This window comes from Micromonospora sp. WMMD754 (genome assembly GCF_049315235.1).
GTDB classification, from domain to species: Bacteria; Actinomycetota; Actinomycetes; order Mycobacteriales; family Micromonosporaceae; genus Micromonospora; species Micromonospora sediminicola.
The window spans coordinates 2,097,610-2,115,111 of the sequence record NZ_CP186058.1 but is presented as its reverse complement, the minus strand read 5'-3'; the positions used below and the strand labels follow the sequence as shown (position 1 = coordinate 2,115,111).

Annotated in this window: 16 protein-coding genes, 1 tRNA gene and 1 riboswitch; of the genes, 8 read left to right on the top strand and 9 right to left on the bottom strand. The window is 71.1% G+C overall.

All coding sequences use genetic code 11. The annotated features are described in order from the left end of the window. Window positions 1–38: 38 nt before the first annotated feature. The 3 genes from ACN27B_RS10195 (at window position 39) to ACN27B_RS10185 (ending at window position 2,296) form a co-directional block, all read left to right on the top strand. A complete protein-coding gene (locus tag ACN27B_RS10195) occupies window positions 39–305 on the top strand; it encodes a helix-turn-helix domain-containing protein (RefSeq protein ID WP_422744631.1) in 267 nt (88 codons plus the stop codon). Between the two features lie 106 nt (window positions 306–411). Then, window positions 412–1,377: a phosphotransferase enzyme family protein gene (locus tag ACN27B_RS10190; RefSeq protein ID WP_422744629.1), complete on the top strand. Its 966-nt coding sequence runs from the start codon at window positions 412–414 to the stop codon at window positions 1,375–1,377. Between the two features lie 178 nt (window positions 1,378–1,555). Next, a complete protein-coding gene (locus ACN27B_RS10185; protein WP_422744627.1) occupies window positions 1,556–2,296 on the top strand; it encodes an alpha/beta hydrolase in 741 nt (246 codons plus the stop codon). Between the two features lie 52 nt (window positions 2,297–2,348). Here ACN27B_RS10185 and ACN27B_RS10180 read toward each other — a convergent pair whose 3' ends face one another. Continuing rightward, window positions 2,349–2,858: a PH domain-containing protein gene (locus ACN27B_RS10180; protein ID WP_422744625.1), complete on the bottom strand. Its 510-nt coding sequence runs from the start codon at window positions 2,856–2,858 to the stop codon at window positions 2,349–2,351. Window positions 2,859–2,997: 139 nt separating this feature from the next. Then, complete coding sequence (locus tag ACN27B_RS10175; protein ID WP_099163127.1) at window positions 2,998–3,270, bottom strand: e9imm peptide; 273 nt, start codon at window positions 3,268–3,270, stop codon at window positions 2,998–3,000. A 605-nt stretch (window positions 3,271–3,875) separates the two neighbouring features. Between ACN27B_RS10175 and ACN27B_RS10170 the strand changes: the two genes are divergently transcribed. Continuing rightward, window positions 3,876–4,415, top strand: a complete 540-nt coding sequence (locus tag ACN27B_RS10170; protein WP_422744623.1) for a hypothetical protein — start codon at window positions 3,876–3,878, stop codon at window positions 4,413–4,415. A gap of 339 nt (window positions 4,416–4,754) precedes the next feature. Here ACN27B_RS10170 and ACN27B_RS10165 read toward each other — a convergent pair. Then, a tRNA-Gly gene (locus ACN27B_RS10165) sits at window positions 4,755–4,828 on the bottom strand. A gap of 201 nt (window positions 4,829–5,029) precedes the next feature. Here ACN27B_RS10165 and ACN27B_RS10160 point away from each other — a divergent pair. After that, a complete protein-coding gene (locus ACN27B_RS10160) occupies window positions 5,030–6,019 on the top strand; it encodes a zinc metalloprotease (protein ID WP_422744621.1) in 990 nt (329 codons plus the stop codon). Window positions 6,020–6,093: 74 nt separating this feature from the next. Here the strand turns inward: ACN27B_RS10160 and ACN27B_RS10155 are convergent, their stop codons facing one another. Beyond that, complete coding sequence (locus ACN27B_RS10155; protein WP_422744619.1) at window positions 6,094–6,639, bottom strand: pyridoxamine 5'-phosphate oxidase family protein; 546 nt, start codon at window positions 6,637–6,639, stop codon at window positions 6,094–6,096. A gap of 78 nt (window positions 6,640–6,717) precedes the next feature. Between ACN27B_RS10155 and dcd the strand changes: the two genes are divergently transcribed. Next, entirely contained in the window at window positions 6,718–7,296 is a 579-nt protein-coding gene (gene dcd / locus ACN27B_RS10150; RefSeq protein WP_091566035.1) for a dCTP deaminase, read from the top strand. A 72-nt stretch (window positions 7,297–7,368) separates the two neighbouring features. On the opposite strand, the gene ACN27B_RS10145 is transcribed toward dcd, so the two are convergent. Then, window positions 7,369–8,403 carry an NlpC/P60 family protein gene (locus tag ACN27B_RS10145; protein WP_396824590.1) on the bottom strand — a complete coding sequence of 345 codons (1,035 nt, stop codon included), beginning with the start codon at window positions 8,401–8,403 and terminating at the stop codon, window positions 7,369–7,371. A 13-nt stretch (window positions 8,404–8,416) separates the two neighbouring features. Then, window positions 8,417–8,554: riboswitch (cyclic di-AMP (ydaO/yuaA leader) on the bottom strand. Between the two features lie 220 nt (window positions 8,555–8,774). Between ACN27B_RS10145 and ACN27B_RS10140 the strand changes: the two genes are divergently transcribed. Next, entirely contained in the window at window positions 8,775–10,808 is a 2,034-nt protein-coding gene (locus tag ACN27B_RS10140) for an N-acetylmuramoyl-L-alanine amidase (RefSeq protein WP_099163131.1), read from the top strand. A 66-nt stretch (window positions 10,809–10,874) separates the two neighbouring features. Here ACN27B_RS10140 and ACN27B_RS10135 read toward each other — a convergent pair whose 3' ends face one another. The 3 genes from ACN27B_RS10135 to ACN27B_RS10125 form a co-directional block, all read right to left on the bottom strand. Further along, entirely contained in the window at window positions 10,875–11,885 is a 1,011-nt protein-coding gene (locus ACN27B_RS10135) for a C40 family peptidase (RefSeq protein WP_099164848.1), read from the bottom strand. Window positions 11,886–12,055: 170 nt separating this feature from the next. Next, on the bottom strand, window positions 12,056–13,060 hold the full coding sequence (locus tag ACN27B_RS10130) for a hemolysin family protein (protein WP_422744615.1): 1,005 nt from the start codon (window positions 13,058–13,060) through the stop codon (window positions 12,056–12,058). After that, the gene (locus ACN27B_RS10125; protein WP_422745892.1) at window positions 13,053–14,363 is read right to left on the bottom strand and encodes a hemolysin family protein; all 1,311 of its coding nucleotides are present in this window, start codon (window positions 14,361–14,363) and stop codon (window positions 13,053–13,055) included. The genes ACN27B_RS10130 and ACN27B_RS10125 overlap by 8 nt, the downstream gene beginning before the upstream one ends. 82 nt (window positions 14,364–14,445) lie before the next feature. On the opposite strand from ACN27B_RS10125, the gene ACN27B_RS10120 reads away from it, so the two are divergent. Next, window positions 14,446–15,117 carry a GOLPH3/VPS74 family protein gene (locus ACN27B_RS10120; protein ID WP_422744613.1) on the top strand — a complete coding sequence of 224 codons (672 nt, stop codon included), beginning with the start codon at window positions 14,446–14,448 and terminating at the stop codon, window positions 15,115–15,117. A 67-nt stretch (window positions 15,118–15,184) separates the two neighbouring features. On the opposite strand, the gene ACN27B_RS10115 is transcribed toward ACN27B_RS10120, so the two are convergent. Then, window positions 15,185–17,383 carry a (Fe-S)-binding protein gene (locus tag ACN27B_RS10115; RefSeq protein ID WP_422744611.1) on the bottom strand — a complete coding sequence of 733 codons (2,199 nt, stop codon included), beginning with the start codon at window positions 17,381–17,383 and terminating at the stop codon, window positions 15,185–15,187. Window positions 17,384–17,502: the final 119 nt, after the last annotated feature.

Below are 17,502 nucleotides of genomic sequence, written 5' to 3'. Positions count from 1 at the left end.
CGGTCCGGCGCCGCCTCCCGGAGGGATATCCTGCTCGCATGGTTCGCCAACCGCTCACCGCCGAACAGATCGCCGCGGGCCAACGCCTCGGGGTCGCGCTCCGGGCCGCGCGCGCCGGGCGCAGCCTGGGCGAGGTGGCACTGGCGGCCGGCATCTCCCCCGAGACGCTGCGCAAGATCGAGGCGGGTCGTCTCCCCGCGCCGGCGTTCGGCACCGTGGTCTGCCTCAGCCAGGCCCTCGGCGTCCCGCTCTCCGAGCTGGCCGACGTCTGGCTGGCCGACATGCGCGTCCGCCAGGCATCCTGACGCCCGACCGGTCAGCGCCGGCCAGGTGGGCGGCGCGGACGTCGACGTCGGTGGGTTCCGCGAAAATCGCGTTGTCGGCCTCGGCGTGGGCTGCGACGCTCTGGTGGTGATCGACAAGCCCGACGTCGACGAGCGGGCGCTGGCCGCCACGGTGAGTGCCGCGTGGGCCGTGGACGTTGCCGAGCTTGCATTCCTGCCGGTCGGGCTCGACGGGCGCGCCTGGGCCTACCGGGTCGACACCGCCCACGGCCAGCGCTACTTCCTGAAACTGCGGCACGGCGCGTTCACCCGGGCGGCCGTCCTGCTGCCGGGCTTCCTCCGCGCGCACGGCCTCCGGCAGGTCGTCGCGCCGATCGACCCGCCCGACGGTGGCGGCGGACGCGAGTTCGGGGACCACCAGCTGCTGCTCTACCCGTTCCACGACGGCGGCAGCCTCTGGAGTCGAGGGCTCACCGACCGGCAGTGGACCGAGTACGGGGAGTTCCTGGGTCGGCTGCACGCGATCACGCCGAGCGCCGAGGTCGCCGCGGCGCTGCCCGCGGAGACGTACCGGTCGAGCGCGGGCGAGCGGCTGCGGGCCCTCAGCGGGCAGGCCGCGGCGAGCCCCGACCTGGGCGGGTTCTGGCACCGGTACGGCGACGCGCTGCACCGGCTGTCGGCACTGGTCGACGACCTCGCCGCCCGGGTCCCCCGGGGTCGACACGTCATCTGCCACGCCGACATCCACCCCGGCAACCTGATCGCCGACGGCGCCGGTCCCCTGCACGTCGTGGACTGGGACGCGCCGATCCTCGCGCCGCGCGAGCGCGACCTGATGTTCGTCCTCAGCCGGGACTTCGGTGACCATCCGGTCGACGCGCGCCGCGCCGACCTCTTCCGTCGCGGCTACGGTCCCTACGAGCCCGACCCGACGACGCTGAGCTACTACCGCGCCGAGCGGCACCTCGACGACGTCGCCGCGTTCCTCGACAGCATCCTCCACTCCGGGGCCGGCCCGGAATCCCGCGCCAACGACCTCCACTGGCTGACCCGCGTCGCGGAGACCGTCGCCCACCCCGACTACGCGCCCTGACCCGCGCGGAAAACCGTTGGCGGCCCCTCGGCGGCCACTGCTACCGTGCCGGAGGCCGTGCAGCTGACGAGGAGGTGGTACCCGTGAACGTATCGACGCGGGTGCTCCCCTCCGGGGTCACGGTCGGGCGATAGGTCGTCCGGGAGCGCCGTTCAGCGCACTCCCGAAGGGCACGACCGTGCGATTCATCTCCGAACGACGCCTCGACGACGGCGTACGCGAGCGCGAGTTCATCCTCGACGAGATCCCCGGCATCCTGTGGACGCCGCCGTCGGCATCCGGGCCGACGCCGCTGATCCTGCAGGGCCACCCCGGCGACCTGCGCCGGATGTATCCGCGCCTGGCGGCCCGGGCCCGGCACGCCGCGGCGGCGGGCTACGCCTCGGCCACCCTCGAACTGCCCGGCGCCGGCGCCCGGCCCCGCTCCGCCGCCGCCGATCAGGCCCGCGCCGACCTGCGTCGCGCGATCCAGGCCGGCGAACCGGTCGCCGACGAGATCGTCGAACGGCTCGTCCTCCCCCTGGTCGACCAGGCGGTCCCCGAGTGGCGCGCCGCCCTGGATGCGCTCCTCGCGCTGCCCGAGATCGACGGCCCGGTCGGGTACGCGGGCGGCGTGATCGCCATCGGCGTCCGGCTGGCCGTGGTCGAGCCGCGCATCTCGGCCGCCGCGCTGTTCGCCGGGAGCTACGTGCCCCGGGTCATGTTCGAGGAGGCGCGGCAGGTCACCATCCCACTGCTGGTCCTGCTGCAGTGGGACGACGAGGGGAACGACCGGCAGTTGGCGCTGGACCTGTTCGACGCGTTCGGCTCCCGGGCGAAGACGCTGCACGCCAACATGGGCGGGCACACCGGCATCCCGGTACACGAGGGCGACGACGGGAACCGGTTCTTCGCCCGACACCTGAGGGCCGTCCGGTGAGGTGAGCGGAACATCGAAGGCCCTGGCCGGGAGGCGAGTCCTGGCCGGGGCCCTACCTGTCCTCAGCCAGGTCGTCACCCACCCGGTACGCCGGTTGCTTCGCCTCCCGTCGGTGCTCACGAGCACGCCGTTCGAGATAGTCGGCGACGTCGTCCGCTCGGGTTCCACGTCCGAGCCAGCGGCTCAGGTTCGACTTCTGCGGCGCGGGAGCCATCACCCAACTGCCGTCGGCGCAGGTGATGGCGATTCCGAAATAGCCCGGATCACACCGAACCACGGCTGGCCATGGAACACGCGTCGTACGCCACGGGCCGCGCAGGATCAGTCCTTCGGCATCCACGGACAGCCGAGGATGGAATATCTGCCGCCACACCAGAAATCCCAGCAAGCCGTACGGCACCGCGATGGCGAGCGCCGGCCGCAGGTCGCCGTCGGGCGTGGAAGCCTGGTAGGCGAAGACCGCTACCGCCACAATGGTCATGACGCCCAACAGCAGGCCGGCGAAGACCCTCGTTATGCGGCCCAGTCGCCACACGCGCACCTCGTTCATGTCGATCGGCACTTCCGACCTCCATTCATGTGACGCGACAACGCCGAGCGCCGTAGGCCCCATGAGCACCCGCAACGACATCATCGACGATCCGCGCACCAGGCCCAGCCCGGCCGGGAGGCGTCGTCGTCGCCCGAAACGGGATCTCCGGTCAACGTTCATGGTCACGGCACTGGCTGACCGGTGGCTCGGACCACGGCACGGCACGCATTCCGATCGGCCGGTAAGCCAGAGCACGGTCGACAACCTCGGTGGCCGTCAACTCTGGGGTGATCATGAAGATCAGCTCGGAGACGGCGGGATAGACGAGGTCCCGATCGAGTCTGTCCAGCCAGTTGTTCAGTTCGGTTTCGTCGGCATAGTCGAGCCGCATGATCCGCTCAACAAGGGCGACGGCCTCGTCCCGGGTCAGCTTTGTAGGCATGGCGGCCTCCTCCGAGCAGAGCTAATGGCGCGCCATCGGCACTTGGGAATCTCACAAGATCGGCTGCGCAGGCGGCCCTACGCCCGTCCGGCGCGCTCTCACGTGGACTGGTTTGGCCCTTGGCGACAACCACCTTGTGGCCCGTGGATGGCCCGGCCGGCTCCTTCACCCGCGCATCCAAGGAAGTAGTCCTGTCCTCGGGAACATCGACCACCAGAGGAGGCACACAGGCGGCCAGTAGGTCACGGCGGCGACGGCGAAGTACCACGGGCGCCATCCATCGAGCAAGCCGCGGTAGCCGTGGGCATCGGCCCAGTCGTGCACGGCCCAGCCCCATAGCGCGTAGCCAGCAAGGAAGGCGAGGGACCACCCAACTCGTGCTGCCTTTCCGGGTGTACGCCCGCACCAGCGGTCCAGTGCCTTCCGCGCATTCCACGCCACGCGTACATCATGACCCTGCCTTGCAAAGGTCAGAACTGCTGTCAGCCGGTGTGGGACCTGCCGCTAGCCTGGGGCACCGACGCAGACCGGAGCCCTCGGTGCAGTTGGTGACCTTGACCGTATCAGCGTGGGACGGTCAGCTGGCCTGATGGGGAGTTGAGGCCATGATCCGGCGGAATGACCCGCTCGCCCTATTGGCGATCGCCATGTTAACGGCGGCCGGCATTTTCGTCTTCGTGGCGCCCTCCCGCATCCCCTACACCCCACAGACACTACTGCTGTTGTTTCTTACGCCGATCGGCACGCTTGTGCTGCTCATGTACCTTGCGGGGCCGGCTGCCTTCGTGGCGGTGACCCGCACGCATGTCGTCGTGGGCAATCCGCTCGTCAGATACGGCGTTCCGCGGTCACTGGTTGAGGGAGTCCGCATCGATGGGTTCAGCATCGAGCTGCAGGTCTCCGGACACTCGCCCATTCCGATTGCCGCCCTGACCCCGGGCGTAGGCGGCTACAACCGGGTGCGTCCGGGCGGGTACCAAACGCGCTTGAACAAGATCGCGGCGCTCTTGGACCACACGCCGGCGACACTTGCAGCCGGCACGATGGTGCGCCGGTACCGGTATGCACACCTCGTCCTCTTGACGGTGGATGTGCTGGCTCTGGTCGGGATGGTGCTCCACATCAGCACCGACCCCCTCACGTAGGAGCGAAGCGGCGGGCACGGGAGGGCACATCCGGAAACATCAGCCCTGGACAGGCTGCTGAGGCGGCGCTGTACCGGTGGCTGCCTCGGCAGGGGCATCACCCCGTACCTGGGCGGGGTGGAGCTGAGCCGCTTGGATACGCCGATGATCCGCGAGTGGCGGGCGAGGCTGCTCGGCAACGGCGTCTCGGAGACGACGGCCGCGAGGGCGTACTGACTGCTGCGGGCCGTGCTGATGACGGCGGTGGCCAGTGGCCCGTGGCGGCCGGACGGGCGCTGATGGCCGGTGGAACGTCGAAGACCCTGGCCGGGAGGCGAGTCCTGGCCAGGGCCTTCGTGCTGGAGCGGGTGACGGGAATCGAACCCGCACTGTCAGCTTGGGAAGCTGATGTTCTGCCATTGAACTACACCCGCAGGCGGCACCACTGTACCTGAGGTCACCACGCCCGTGCACCCAGGCACCCCGCCCCGCCGCCGCGCCGGAGTGGATCAAGGATGTTGCGTGCCGGCAACATATGGGCGTTCTCAAATCCGTCGATGGGATGTAACGTCTGCTCCACGTTTCCGACCCGGCGTGACACACCCCCTGCCACGCCGTCAGAAAGAGGTGGGCCCATGGGACCCCGTCCCAACCTGCTGACCCGGCGTACCGCCGGTGTCGCGACGTCGACCCTCGCGCTGCTGCTCAGCACCGCCGCCGTCGGCGTCGTCCCCGCTGCCTCGGCCTTCTCGGCCGCCCCGGCCGGCGTCTGCGCCGAGCCGGCCGACACCCACGGCCACGCCGACGCCCGCGTCGCCAAGGGCGGCCACCCCCGGCTCGACCCGAACCACCTGACCGCCCAGCAGGTCCGCGAGCGCGAGGCCGACCTCGCCGCCGCGCAGCGCGAGCGGGCCAACTTCCGGACCGGCCCCACCGTCACCCCGCTGGCCTCCGTGACCATCCCGGTCGTGGTGCACGTGATCCAGGAGAACAGCACCCGGGCCGGCGGCAACATCCCGGACTCGCTGATCAACCAGCAGATCACCGTGCTCAACCAGTCGTACGCGGGCTCGACCGGCGGCGCGGCCACCGCGTTCGCGTTCCAGCTCACGAAGATCAACCGGGTGACGAACCCGTCGTGGTACCCGATCGTGCAGGGCTCCTCGGCCGAGCGCTCGATGAAGACCTCGCTGCGCACGGGCGGCAAGAACACGCTCAACATCTACCTCGGCGAGCTGAGCGACGGCCTGCTCGGCTGGGCGACCTTCCCGAAGCGGAAGCTGGACAGCATGGACGGCGTGGTCGTGCTCAGCGAGTCGCTGCCCGGCGGCACGGCGACCAACTACAACCAGGGCGACACCGGTACGCACGAGGTCGGCCACTGGCTGAACCTCTACCACACCTTCCAGGGCGGCTGCTCCGGCTCGGGTGACAGCGTCTCGGACACCCCGGCCGAGGCGTCGCCGGCCTACCAGTGCCCGACGGGCCGGGACACCTGCTCCACCGCCGGCAAGGACCCGATCACCAACTTCATGGACTACACCTACGACTCCTGCATGTACCAGTTCACCGCCGGCCAGGCGAGCCGCATGCTCACCGCGTGGAACGCCTACCGCGCTGCCTGACCTCACCCGCACCACACGACAGGTGCCGGTCCCGTTCTCGGACGGGGCCGGCACCTGTCGTTTCGGCAGGCGGCTCAGGCAGCCGGGCGGCGGGTGTCGAAGCCGTGCCGGCCGCGCCGGCCGTCCGCGGCGAGCGGGTCACGGCATGCCGGCGTGGCGCCCCGCGGGTCGAGCCAGACCCGCATCTGCGGCCGGCCGGCACCCGGCTGGGCCACCGGGTCGCGTCGGGTCAGCATCGCCACGTCGACGGTGAACTCGAACAGCCGCCAGTCACCCTGCGGCGCCGCCCGGGCGACCCGGGCCAGTCGGGCCACCGTGGCCGGATCGGTCACCGGACGGGCCCGGCCCGCCACGTAGGCCTCGTCGTCGCTCTCCTCCGGCGGGAAGGAGTGCAGCGCGTAGCGGCCGTCCCGCTCGAGGTCGCGGCGCTTCGGGGAGTCGATGACGAAGCACCAGAGCCCGTCGGCGGTGATCACCGGGGAGACCGGGTGCACCCGGGGGCCGCCGTCGGCGCGGACCGTGGCGAGGTAGCCGAAGCCCGGCCCGTACTGCTGCATCAGAAGGCGGATCTCGTCGGCGAGGCGGGGCTCGTCGGCGGCGAATTCGGACCAGGAAGCCATGCGGACATTCTATCGAACACGTGTACGAAGAAGTAGTGCGACACGCAGGTCACCCGTACCGGTCGCTATGGTGTTCCGATGCTGCTCTCCGACCGCGACCTGGTCTCCGAGATCAAGTCGGGCACGCTCGCGCTGGAGCCCTTCGAGCCCACGCTGGTGCAGCCGTCCAGCATCGACGTACGCCTGGACCGGTTGTTCCGGGTCTTCAACAACCATCTCTACACCCACATCGACCCGTCGGTGCAGCAGGACGACCTGACGTCGATGGTGGAGGTGCCGGAGGGCCAGCCCTTCGTGCTGCACCCGGGCGAGTTCGTGCTCGCCTCCACGCTGGAGGTCATCTCGCTGGGTGACCAGCTCGCCGGGCGGCTGGAGGGCAAGTCCAGTCTGGGCCGACTCGGCCTGCTGACCCACTCCACCGCCGGCTTCATCGACCCGGGCTTCTCCGGCCACGTCACGCTGGAGCTGTCCAACGTGGCGAACCTGCCGATCACGCTCTGGCCGGGGATGAAGATCGGTCAGCTCTGCATCTTCCGGCTCTCCTCGCCGGCCGAGCACCCGTACGGCTCGGCCGTCTACGGATCGCGTTACCAGGGCCAGCGCGGCCCGACGCCGAGCCGGTCCTGGCAGAGCTGGCGCACCTGGCCGACCCGCTGACGCCGAGCGCCGCTTGTTAAGAGGGGCCCCCTCCTATGCAGAATGCGTTAAGAGGGGGCCCTTCCTTACACCTCAGGCGGGGCGGCCGTAGCTGTTGATGTCGCCGTCGTCGACGCGCTTCATGGTGATCGGCTTGCCGGACTGGGACGCGTGCACCACCCAGCCGTCGCCCACGTACATCCCCACGTGGTGCAGGTCGCCGTAGTAGAAGACCAGGTCACCGGCGCGCAGCTCGGACCGGCTGACCCGCTTCGTCACGTCGTGCTGCTGCCGGGCGTTGTGCGGCAGCGAGACCCCGGCCTTGGCCCAGGCGGCCATGGTCAGGCCGGAGCAGTCGAAGTGGTCCGGGCCGGCGGCCCCCCAGACGTAGATCTTGCCGATCTGGGCGCAGGCGAACTTGACCGCGACCCCGGCCGCGCCGCCGGGGTAGCCGGACGGGCAGGGCGCCGGGCGCAGCGGGCCGCCGCCGCCGTTGCCGTAGACCTTCAGACGTAGCTTCTGCAGTCGGGCGATCTCGCCGTCGATCTGCTTCTTCTTCGTCGCGAGCTGCGCCTCGGTGCGGCTCAGGTCGGCGACCATCTGGTCCAGCGGCCGCTTCTTGGCGGCCAGCTCGTCGCGCAGTTCGGCGACGGCACGCACCTGCTCCTGCTGGTGGTGCGCGAAGCGGTCGAGCAGCTCCAGGCCGCTGACCAGGTCGCCCGGCGAGCGGCTGCCCAGCAGGGCGTTGACGGTGGAGAGGTTGTCGCCCTTGTACGCGTCGGCGGCGAGCCCGCCGACCTGGCCGAGCGCCGCGTCCACCCGGGCCTGCAGCGGGGCGATCTGCCGGCCGAGCGCGTCGGCCTGCTTGCGCCGCACCGCGAGCTGCTCGCGTACGGCGTTGACCTGTTCGATGACCGGTTCGAGCTTGTTCCAGTCGCGGTCGATCTGGGCCTCGATCTCGGCGACCGAGGGTTCGGCGTGGGCCGCCGTGGCGCCGCCGGTCAGGACGACGGCGGTGCCGACCAGGGCGGCGAGGGCGGTGGTGAAGCGGGACCAGCGGGAACGCGGCGCGACGACGTGCCGGTCGACCGACCGGCTCGACGACGGCCGCGGGGCATGGAGTGCCACCGGGCGTCCGTACTCCTTCTTCCTGACCGCCTACCGGGTTAGCTGACGGATTCGGACGGGAAGGGAGCCGCCCTACCGCAGCTCCGCTGCGGATTCACCCCAGGTACCTGGTTCCCCGGCTCGCCCGTGGGCGACTCGGCGGTGTCGGACCGTCACCGACCGGGTTGGACGGTGAGACTGGCGGCCGACGATTCACCAGAGTAGGAGCCGTCGTTATCGATCCGCAACTCGGGACGCCGTGACACTCCGTACCGACACCTGGGTGAAGTTTTCTTTCATTAAGGATTACCTGCTGGAAAGGTATTGACCCTCGCGGGTCTGCGGAGTGAGGGTGGGGACGCAGTGACCCCCATCCCTGTCCAGGAGGTTCGATGCACCTCTCCACCCCGCCGTCGGGCGGACGGATACTGCTGGCCGCCGCCGTGGCGACCGCCACCGCGCTGGCCGTCACCGGCCCGGTGACCGCCGCGCCGGAGACGGCCGGACCCGCCACCGACCGGCAGCAGCAGTACGCCGCCGCGGCCACCGAGTACGGCGTGCCGCAGAACGTGCTGCTCGGCGTCTCCTATCTGGAGTCCCGCTGGGACACCCACCCGGGCCAGCCCAGCACCAGCGGCGGCTACGGCCCGATGCACCTGACCGACGCGGCGCACGTCCTCGCCACCCCGGGCAGCGCCCACGTCGACGAGGACGAGGACCCGCGCGGCGACGACTCCCGCCCGCTCACCCTCGACCCGGCCACCGCCGCCGCGCCGGCACGGGAGACCCCGCTGCCCCGCGCCTCGCTGCAGACGATCGACACCGCCGCGACGCTCACCGGGCTCGACGCGCAGACGCTGCGCACCGACCCGGCGGCGAACATCCGCGGTGGCGCGGCGCTGCTCGCGTCCTACCAGAAGGCACTGGGCGGGCCGGTCGGCGCCGGCACCGACGCGGCGGCCTGGTACGGCGCGGTGGCCCGCTACTCCGGCGCGGACACCGCCGACGCGGCGGCGGCCTTCGCCGACGAGGTCTACGACCAGCTCGGCCAGGGCGCGACCCGGACCACCGACGACGGGCAGCGGGTCACGCTGGCCGCCACCACCGCCCGGCCGGACCGGTCCCGGCTGGCCCGGCTCGGCCTGCGCCACGCGCAGCGGCCGGACGGCCTGGAGTGCCCGGTCCGGTTGGCCTGTGAGTGGATCCCCGCGCCGTACGAGCAGCTCAGCGCCGACCCGGGCGACTACGGCAACCACGACCTGGGCAACCGGCCGAAGCAGCAGAAGATCGAATACATCGTCATCCACGACACCGAGGGCTACTTCGGCCCCAGCGTCGACCTGGTCAAGCGGGCCGACTACCTGGGCTGGCACTACACGCTGCGCTCGGTGGACGGCTACGTCGCCCAGCACATCAAGGCCAAGGACGTCGGCTGGCACGCCGGCAACTGGTACGTCAACGCCAAGTCCATCGGCCTGGAGCACGAGGGCTTCGCCGGTCAGGGCACCTGGTACACCGAGGCGATGTACCGGGCCTCGGCCAAGCTGGTCCGCCACCTCGCGCTGAAGTTCGGCATCCCGCTCAACCGGCAGCACATCATCGGGCACGACAACGTGCCGGGCACCACCGCCGGCACGGTGAAGGGCATGCACTGGGACCCGGGCCCCTACTGGGACTGGTCGCACTACTTCGACCTGATGAAGGCGCCGTTCCGGAGCACCGGCACGGCCCGCACCGGGCTGGTCACCATCGACCCGGACTTCGCCACCAACCGGCCGGCGTTCGTCGGCTGCAACCAGCAGCCGCCGGGCGTCCCGACGCCCACCCCGCCGGCCGAGACCTGCCCGTCGCGCGGCTCCTCCGCGGTGGTCCTGCGGACCGCGCCGAGCGCGGACGCCCCGCTGGTCAACGACCTCGGGCTGCGCCCGGACGGCACGCCGGACACGATGTACATCTCCGACCACGGCGCCCGCGCCTCCGCCGGCCAGACGTACGCGGTGGCCGGGCGGCAGGGCGACTGGACGGCGATCTGGTACCTCGGCCAGAAGGCGTGGTTCCTCAACCCGGCGTCGGCGCCGACCGCGAAGTGGGCCACCGGCTTCGTGGTGACCCCGCGGCCCGGCAGGGCCACGATCCCGGTGTACGGCCGCGCCTACCCGGAGCAGGCCGCCTACCCGGACACCATCCCCTACCAGACCATCTCGCCGTTGCAGTACACGCTCGCGGCGGGCCAGCGGTACGCGGTCGGCGGGGTGCTGCCCGGCGAGTACTACCGCGCGGTCTCGTTCGACGGCTCGGCGCCGGGTGACCGGACCGTGGTGCGCGGCGAGAACCGCTACGTGCAGGTCCAGTTCGGTCACCGGATCATGTACGTGAACCTCGACGACGTGCTGGTCCTGCCGTCGCCGATCGGCGCGCCACGGTAACGGCCCACCGACACGAGAAGGCCCCCGGTCCAGCTGGACCGGGGGCCTTTCCGTGGCGCGGACGGGTCAGCTGACCCGGACGAAGCCGGCGAGCGGTTGGGTGCTGATGCTCGACACCTGGACCGGTTTGCCGGTCCGGGGCGCGTGGACCATCACCCCGTTGCCGAGATAGAGCCCGACGTGGTGCAGGTCGCTGCCGAAGAAGACCAGGTCACCGGGTCTGGCCTCGGACCGGGAGACCCGACGGCCCTCGTTCCACTGGGCGCCGGTGAAGTGGGTCAGCGAGATGCCCGCCGCCTTGTAGGCGTACTGGGTCAGGCCGGAGCAGTCGAACGAGTTCGGGCCGGTGGCGCCCCACACGTACGGGTCGCCCACCTGGGCGCACGCCGTCTTGATCGCGGTACGCGCGGCGCTGCTCACCACGCCGTCGATGGCCGGGCAGCCCGCCGGACGGATCGAGGTCACCGGCAGCATCGCGGTCAGCCGCTTGATTTCCGCGTCGATCTGCTTCTTCTGCGTGGCCAGCTGGGCTTCCTGCTTCAGCTCGGTCTCGATCAGCTGGTCGAGCTTGCGCTTCTCCCGGTTGAACTTGTCGCGGGCCGCAAGCACACCGGCGATCTGCCTGCGCTGGTCGTCGGCGATCCGGTCGAGCATGACGAGCTGCTCGGCCAGCGTGCCCGGCTTGGTGCTCACCAGCAGCGCGCCCATCTCCTGCGACGGGCCCCGCATGTAGTAGCGGGCGGCGATGTCGCCGACCTTGTTCATGGCCAGCGTCGAGGCCAGCTCCAGCGGCACCATCTTGTTCCGCAGGTCGTCGGACTTCTTCTTGTTGACCTTGAGCAGGGAGCGGACCTTGTTGTACTGCTCGATCGTGGGCTCGAGCTTCTCCCACTGCTTGTCGATCTGGGCGTCGATCTCGTCCACCGAGGGCGCCGCGTGCGCCGGGGCCGCCAGCATCCCGGCGCCGACCGCGGCGGCCGCGACCAGGGTGAGGAGACGGCGTACCACCCGGTGGAACCCGGCCGGACGGCCGGGTCGAGCGCTCGGGGCGTGACGTCGAGGGGGCATGGTTGCCACCGGCACGGACTCCTTTGCAACCGACCGCCGGGCGCCTCGCGAGAGGGAAGGTCGAGGCAGACGACCCACAGCGGTCGGTGCCCCACATTAGGGAAAGCACCCGGGTGGAATCAAGGCGACCTTTTGTTCAATCACGTATCCGCAATCGGTTGCACACCAAGGGTGTTCATTCACTTGCCCACGATGGCCGTCAATACGTCGTCGAGCGTCACCACGCCGAGGGGCCGACGACCGTCGCTGACCAGCACCATGTGCCGGCGCTCGCGGCGCATCGCGAGCAGCAGATCGGCGAGCGTACGGTCCGGCGGCACCACGGCCAGCGGCCGGTAGATGTCGGCCGGCACCGGGGCCCGACGGCTCGCCCCGGCGTACCCGAGCACGTCCTTGACGTGCACGAAACCGAGCACCCGGCGGGTGGCCCGCTGCACCACCGGGAAACGTGACCGGCCGGTGCGGGTCGCCAGCACCTCCAGCGAGGCCGGTGAGACGTCCTCGGCCACCGTGGTCACCGTCGACCAGGGTTGCAGGGCGTCGGCCGCGGTACGACTGTGCAGGGCGAGCGCGCCGGTGATCCGGGCGTGCTCCTCGGCGTCCAGCAACCCCTCGGTCCGCGCCTGGGAAACCAGGCCGGCCAACTCCTCGGCGGTGAACACCGTCTTGACCGCGTCCGTCGCCTCCACCCGCCACCACCGCAGCACCTGCCGCGCCGACCACTTCATCGCCACCAGCAGCGGCTTCGTGGCCAGGCAGAACGCGAGCATGGCCGGGCCGAGCCACAACGCCGAGGGCTCCGGCCCGGCCAGCGTGATGTTCTTCGGCACCATCTCGCCGACCACGGTGTGCAGGAACACCACCACGGCCAGCGCGATCACGAACGCCACCGGGTGCACCGCCGACGCCGGCAGTCCGAGCGCCTCGAAGGGCACCTCCAGCAGGTGGGCCAGCGCCGGCTCGGCGATCGCGCCCAGGCCGAGCGAGCAGACCGTGATGCCGAGCTGCGCGCCGGCGATCATCAGCGGGATCTGGTTCATCGCGGCCAGCGCCCAGCGCGCCCGCTTCGACGTCGCCGCGAGCGGTTCGATCACGGTGCGCCGGGACGCGATCAACGCGAACTCGCTGCCCACGAAGAACGCGTTGCCGAGCAGCAGCACCAGGGCGACCAGCAGTTCAGGCACCGTCGTCGGGCTCCTCGGGACGGACCACCCGGACCTGCTCGATCCGATGCCGGTCGACCTCCACCACGGTGAACTCGTAGCCCGCCTCGTCGACCGTCTCACCGGCGACCGGGATGTGGCCGAACCGGGCCATCAGGAACCCGCCCAACGTCTCGTACGGCCCCTCGGGCAGCCGGAAGCCGGTCTGCTCGACCAGCTCGTCGGCCCGCAGCACGCCGTCGACCAGGACGGTCCGCTCGCCACCGGGCACGGTCAGCTCCGCCGGCCCGAAGCCGCCGCCCACCGCGTCCGGGTCGAACTCGTCGGCGATCTCCCCGACCAACTCCTCGACCAGGTCCTCCACGGTCACCACGCCGTCCGTGCCGCCGTACTCGTCGACCACGATGGCCAGGTCCGCGCCGGCGTCCTTCAGCGCGGCCAGCACCCCGTCGAGGTCCAGGCTCTCCGGCACGTACACCGGCTCCCGGGCGACCGAGGCGACGGTGGTGCCGGCCCGACGGGCCAGCGGCACGCCGAGCGCGTCCGGCACCCCGGCGACACCGGTGACCAGGTCGAGCGTCTCCTCGTACACCGGGAACCGGGTCCGGCCGGTCCGCCGGGACGCCTCCAGCAGCTCGGCGACGGAGGCGGTGGCCCGCAACGCGATCACGTCCACCCGGGGGGTCATCGCCTCGGCGGCGCGCTTGTCGCCGAAGCGGATGGTGCGGCGCAGCAGCATCGCGGTGTCCGGCGGCAGCGCGCCGGCCCGCGCCGAGATGGCGGCCAGCAGTCCCAGCTCCTCCGGGGAACGGGCGCTGGCGAGTTCCTCCTGCGGCTCCACGCCGAGGCGGCGCACCAGCCGGTTGGCCGAGTTGTTGAGCAGCCGGATCAGCCAGCCGAAGGCGCGGGAGAACCCCCGCATCGGCGCGGCCGTGGCCAGGGCCGCCGGCATCGGGCGGGCCAGCGCCAGGTTCTTCGGCACCAGCTCGCCGAAGAGCATCGAGACGAGCGTGGCCAGCGCCAGGGCGAGCAGCCCGGAGAAGCGGTCCGCCCCGCCGAAGGGGTGCAGGGCCGGCGCGACGAGCCGGGCCAGGGCGGGCTCGGCCAGATAGCCGGTGAGCAGCGCGGTGATGGTGATGCCGAGCTGCGCGCCGGAGAGCTGGAAGGACAGGTCCCGCAGCGCCCGACGCACCGTGGCGGCCCGTCCGTCGCCCTCGTCGGCCCGCCGGTCGATCTCCGCGCGGTCGACCGTGACCAGGGCGAACTCGGCCGCGACGAAGAAGGCGTTGCCCGCGGTCAGCAGCACGAAGCCGACCAGGGGCAACAGCGTCAGAACCAACAGGCCGTCGATGGGCGTGATTGTGGCACGTGGGCGCCGGTGGTGCGGCACCCGTAGCGTGGCGGGTATGGACGGCCTGCTGCTCACCGACGAACTGGTCCTGCTCGCCTACGACGACGCCGGCACGAACCGGCTCGGCCGCCCCCATCTGGACTACGGCCTCGCCGGGGCGGTGCTGCTGGAACTGGCCCTCGCCCGCCGGGTGGAGGTGGTGGACAAGCGGCTGGTGGTGACCGACCCCGCCCCCACCGGCGTGCCCCTGCTCGACGAGGCGCTGGCCACCGTCGGGGCCGGGCGGCCCCGCAAGCCGAAGGACTGGATCGGCAAGCTCGCCAAGGGACTGCCGGACCGGGTGCTCGACGGTCTGGTCGGCTCCGGGGCGCTGCGCCGCGACTCCGACCGGGTGCTGCTGGTCTTCCCGCGTACCCGCTATCCCTCGCCGACCGGCGCGGAGCCGGCGGTGGAGACGGCGGCCCGGCGGCGGATGGTGGACGCGCTGGTCGGCGACGGCCCGGTCGACGCCCGGACCGCCGCGCTGCTCACCCTGACCCGGGCGGTCGGCCTGGATCGCAAGCTCTTCCGCGAGCTGCCGAAGGACCGGGTCAAGGCCCGGATGACCGAGATCGCCGCCGGTGACTGGGCCTCCGCCGCGGTGAAGAAGGCGATCGAGGAGATGCAGGCCGCGGTGATCGTCGCGACCACCGCCACCGCCGCCATCAGCGTCACCACGACCAGCTGAGACGACGGCGGCGGCACCCGCGTGGGTGCCGCCGCCGTCGTGGTCCGGCTTCCCGCCGGGGTACGCCTCAGCCGGCCGCCGGAGCGGTCTCCTTCTCGCCGGCCGGCGCGTCCGGCTTGACCGAGCGCAGCAGCACGCTGGCCACGTCGACCACCTCGACGTCCTCGCCGGCGCCCTTGCCGTTCACCCCGTCGTTGAGCATCGTCGAGCAGAACGGGCAGCCGACCGCGATGGTCTTCGCGCCGGTGGACATGGCCTCCTCGACCCGGTCCACGTTGATCCGCTTACCGATCTTCTCCTCCATCCACATCCGGGCGCCGCCGGCGCCGCAGCAGAAGGAGCGCTCGCTGTTGCGCGGCATCTCGGTCAGCTCGCCCTGGATGGAGTCGCCGAGCACCTCACGCGGAGCGGCGAAGACCCGGTTGTGCCGGCCCAGGTAGCAGGGGTCGTGGTAGGTCACGCCACCGTCGACCGGCTGCACCGGGGTGAGCTTGCCGGCGCTGACCAGGTGGGCCAGCAGCTGGGTGTGGTGCACCACCTCGAACTCGCCGCCGAGCTGGCCGTACTCGTTGCCCAGCGTGTTGAAGCAGTGCGGGCAGGTCGCGACGATCTTCCGCTTGCTCTTCTCCCGGCCCTCGAACGCCTCGTTCAGCGTCTCGACGTTCTGCTGGGCGAGCATCTGGAAGACGAACTCGTTGCCGATGCGCCGGGCCGGGTCACCGGAGCAGGTCTCGCCCTCACCCAGGATGGCGAAGGAGACGCCCGCCTCGTCGAGCAGCGTGGCGACCGCGCGGGTGGTCTTCTTGGCCCGGTCCTCGAACGCGCCGGCGCAGCCGACCCAGAACAGGTACTCGAAGTCGTCGACCTCGCCGACCCGGGGCACCTCGAAGCCGAGGCCCTTGGTCCAGTCCTCACGGGTGTTCTGCGGGGCGCCCCACGGGTTGCCCTTGTTCTCCAGGTTGCGCAGCATGACGCCGGCCTCGGAGGGGAAGCTCGACTCGATCAGCACCTGGTAGCGGCGCATGTCGACGATGTGGTCCACGTGCTCGATGTCCACCGGGCACTGCTCGACGCAGGCGCCGCAGGTGGTGCAGGACCAGAGCACGTCCGGGTCGATGACGCCGCCCTCCTCGGCGGTGCCGATCAGCGGGCGGTCGGCCTCGGCCAGGGCCAGCACGTCCATGTGGGCGAGCTGCGCCTCGGTGGCCTTCTCCTCGCCGGTCAGGTCCTTGCCGCCGCCGGCCAGCAGGTACGGCGCCTTGGCGTACGCGTGGTCGCGCAGGCTGAGCACGAGCAGCTTCGGCGACAGCGGCTTGCCGGTGTTCCAGGCCGGGCACTGCGACTGGCACCGGCCGCACTCGGTACAGGTGCTGAAGTCGAGCAGGCCCTTCCAGCTGAACTGCTCGACCTGGGCGACACCGAACTGGTCCTTCTCCGGGTCGGCCTCCTCGAAGTCGAGCGGCTTGCCCTCGCTCGTCATGGGGCGCAGCGGGCCCAGGCCGGAACCGGCGGGCTTCTCCGGGTCGCGCTTGAAGAAGATGTTCGGGAAGGCCAGGAACCGGTGCCAGGCGACACCCATCGTGACGTTCAGCGAGATCACGATGAGCCAGGTCATCGAGATGACGATCTTGATGAGCGCGGCGATGCTCGCGCCGTTCTCCCAGCCCGGCAGCGCGGCGCCGACGGCGTGGCTGAGCGGGGTGGCCCAGACCGGGTACTCGAAGTGGTCGGTGGCGACCTTGAAGCCCCGGATGACGAAGCCGAAGATCAGGACCAGCAGCACGATCCACTCGACGAAGTAGCCCTGCCACATGGTCGAGCCGGTGAAGCGGGAGCGGTTCTCGGCGCGACCGGGCCGGTTGCGCAGCCGGATCGCCATCAGCACCACGATGCCGATCAGGCCGAGGATGCCGATCCACTCGGTGACCAGACCGAAGATCGTCCAGGACCCGATGATCGGCAACCCACCGGTCGGGGTGACGACCTCGAAGTAGGCCTCCAGCACCAGCAGCGACAGCACGACGAAGCCGACCATGACGGTCCAGTGCGCGGCGCCGACCACGCTCCACTTCAGCATGCGGGTGTGACCGACGGTCTCCACCAGCATCTTCTTCGTGCGGGCGCCCTTGTCGGCGAACCGCTCCGGCGCGGGTTGCCCCAGCCGGATGACGGCCGTCATCTTCATGACCGCGCGCACCGCAAGCCACACCGCAACGGCGGTGATGGCGGCCGCGAGGATCGTGGTGACGATCTGGACGCTGCCCATCGAGTTGGCCTCCCGGTCTGCTGCTTGTCAGTGCAGCCTACGCGGAAGGTTACCCAGCAGTAACGTGAGTCTTCTCGCACCGGCCACGCCGCCCTGCGGACACCTTAGGTGCAGCGGAG

Bases quoted from the DNA above. Each gene is read 5' to 3' on its own strand.
- ACN27B_RS10120 (WP_422744613.1), top strand. From the start codon at position 14,446: ATGGACGGCCTGCTGCTCACCGACGAACTGGTCCTGCTCGCCTACGAC.
- ACN27B_RS10170 (WP_422744623.1), top strand. From the start codon at position 3,876: ATGATCCGGCGGAATGACCCGCTCGCCCTATTGGCGATCGCCATGTTA.
- ACN27B_RS10140 (WP_099163131.1), top strand. From the start codon at position 8,775: ATGCACCTCTCCACCCCGCCGTCGGGCGGACGGATACTGCTGGCCGCC.
- ACN27B_RS10160 (WP_422744621.1), top strand. From the start codon at position 5,030: ATGGGACCCCGTCCCAACCTGCTGACCCGGCGTACCGCCGGTGTCGCG.
- dcd (WP_091566035.1), top strand. From the start codon at position 6,718: ATGCTGCTCTCCGACCGCGACCTGGTCTCCGAGATCAAGTCGGGCACG.
- ACN27B_RS10155 (WP_422744619.1), bottom strand. From the start codon at position 6,639: ATGGCTTCCTGGTCCGAATTCGCCGCCGACGAGCCCCGCCTCGCCGAC.
- ACN27B_RS10115 (WP_422744611.1), bottom strand. From the start codon at position 17,383: ATGGGCAGCGTCCAGATCGTCACCACGATCCTCGCGGCCGCCATCACC.
- ACN27B_RS10195 (WP_422744631.1), top strand. From the start codon at position 39: ATGGTTCGCCAACCGCTCACCGCCGAACAGATCGCCGCGGGCCAACGC.
- ACN27B_RS10175 (WP_099163127.1), bottom strand. From the start codon at position 3,270: ATGCCTACAAAGCTGACCCGGGACGAGGCCGTCGCCCTTGTTGAGCGG.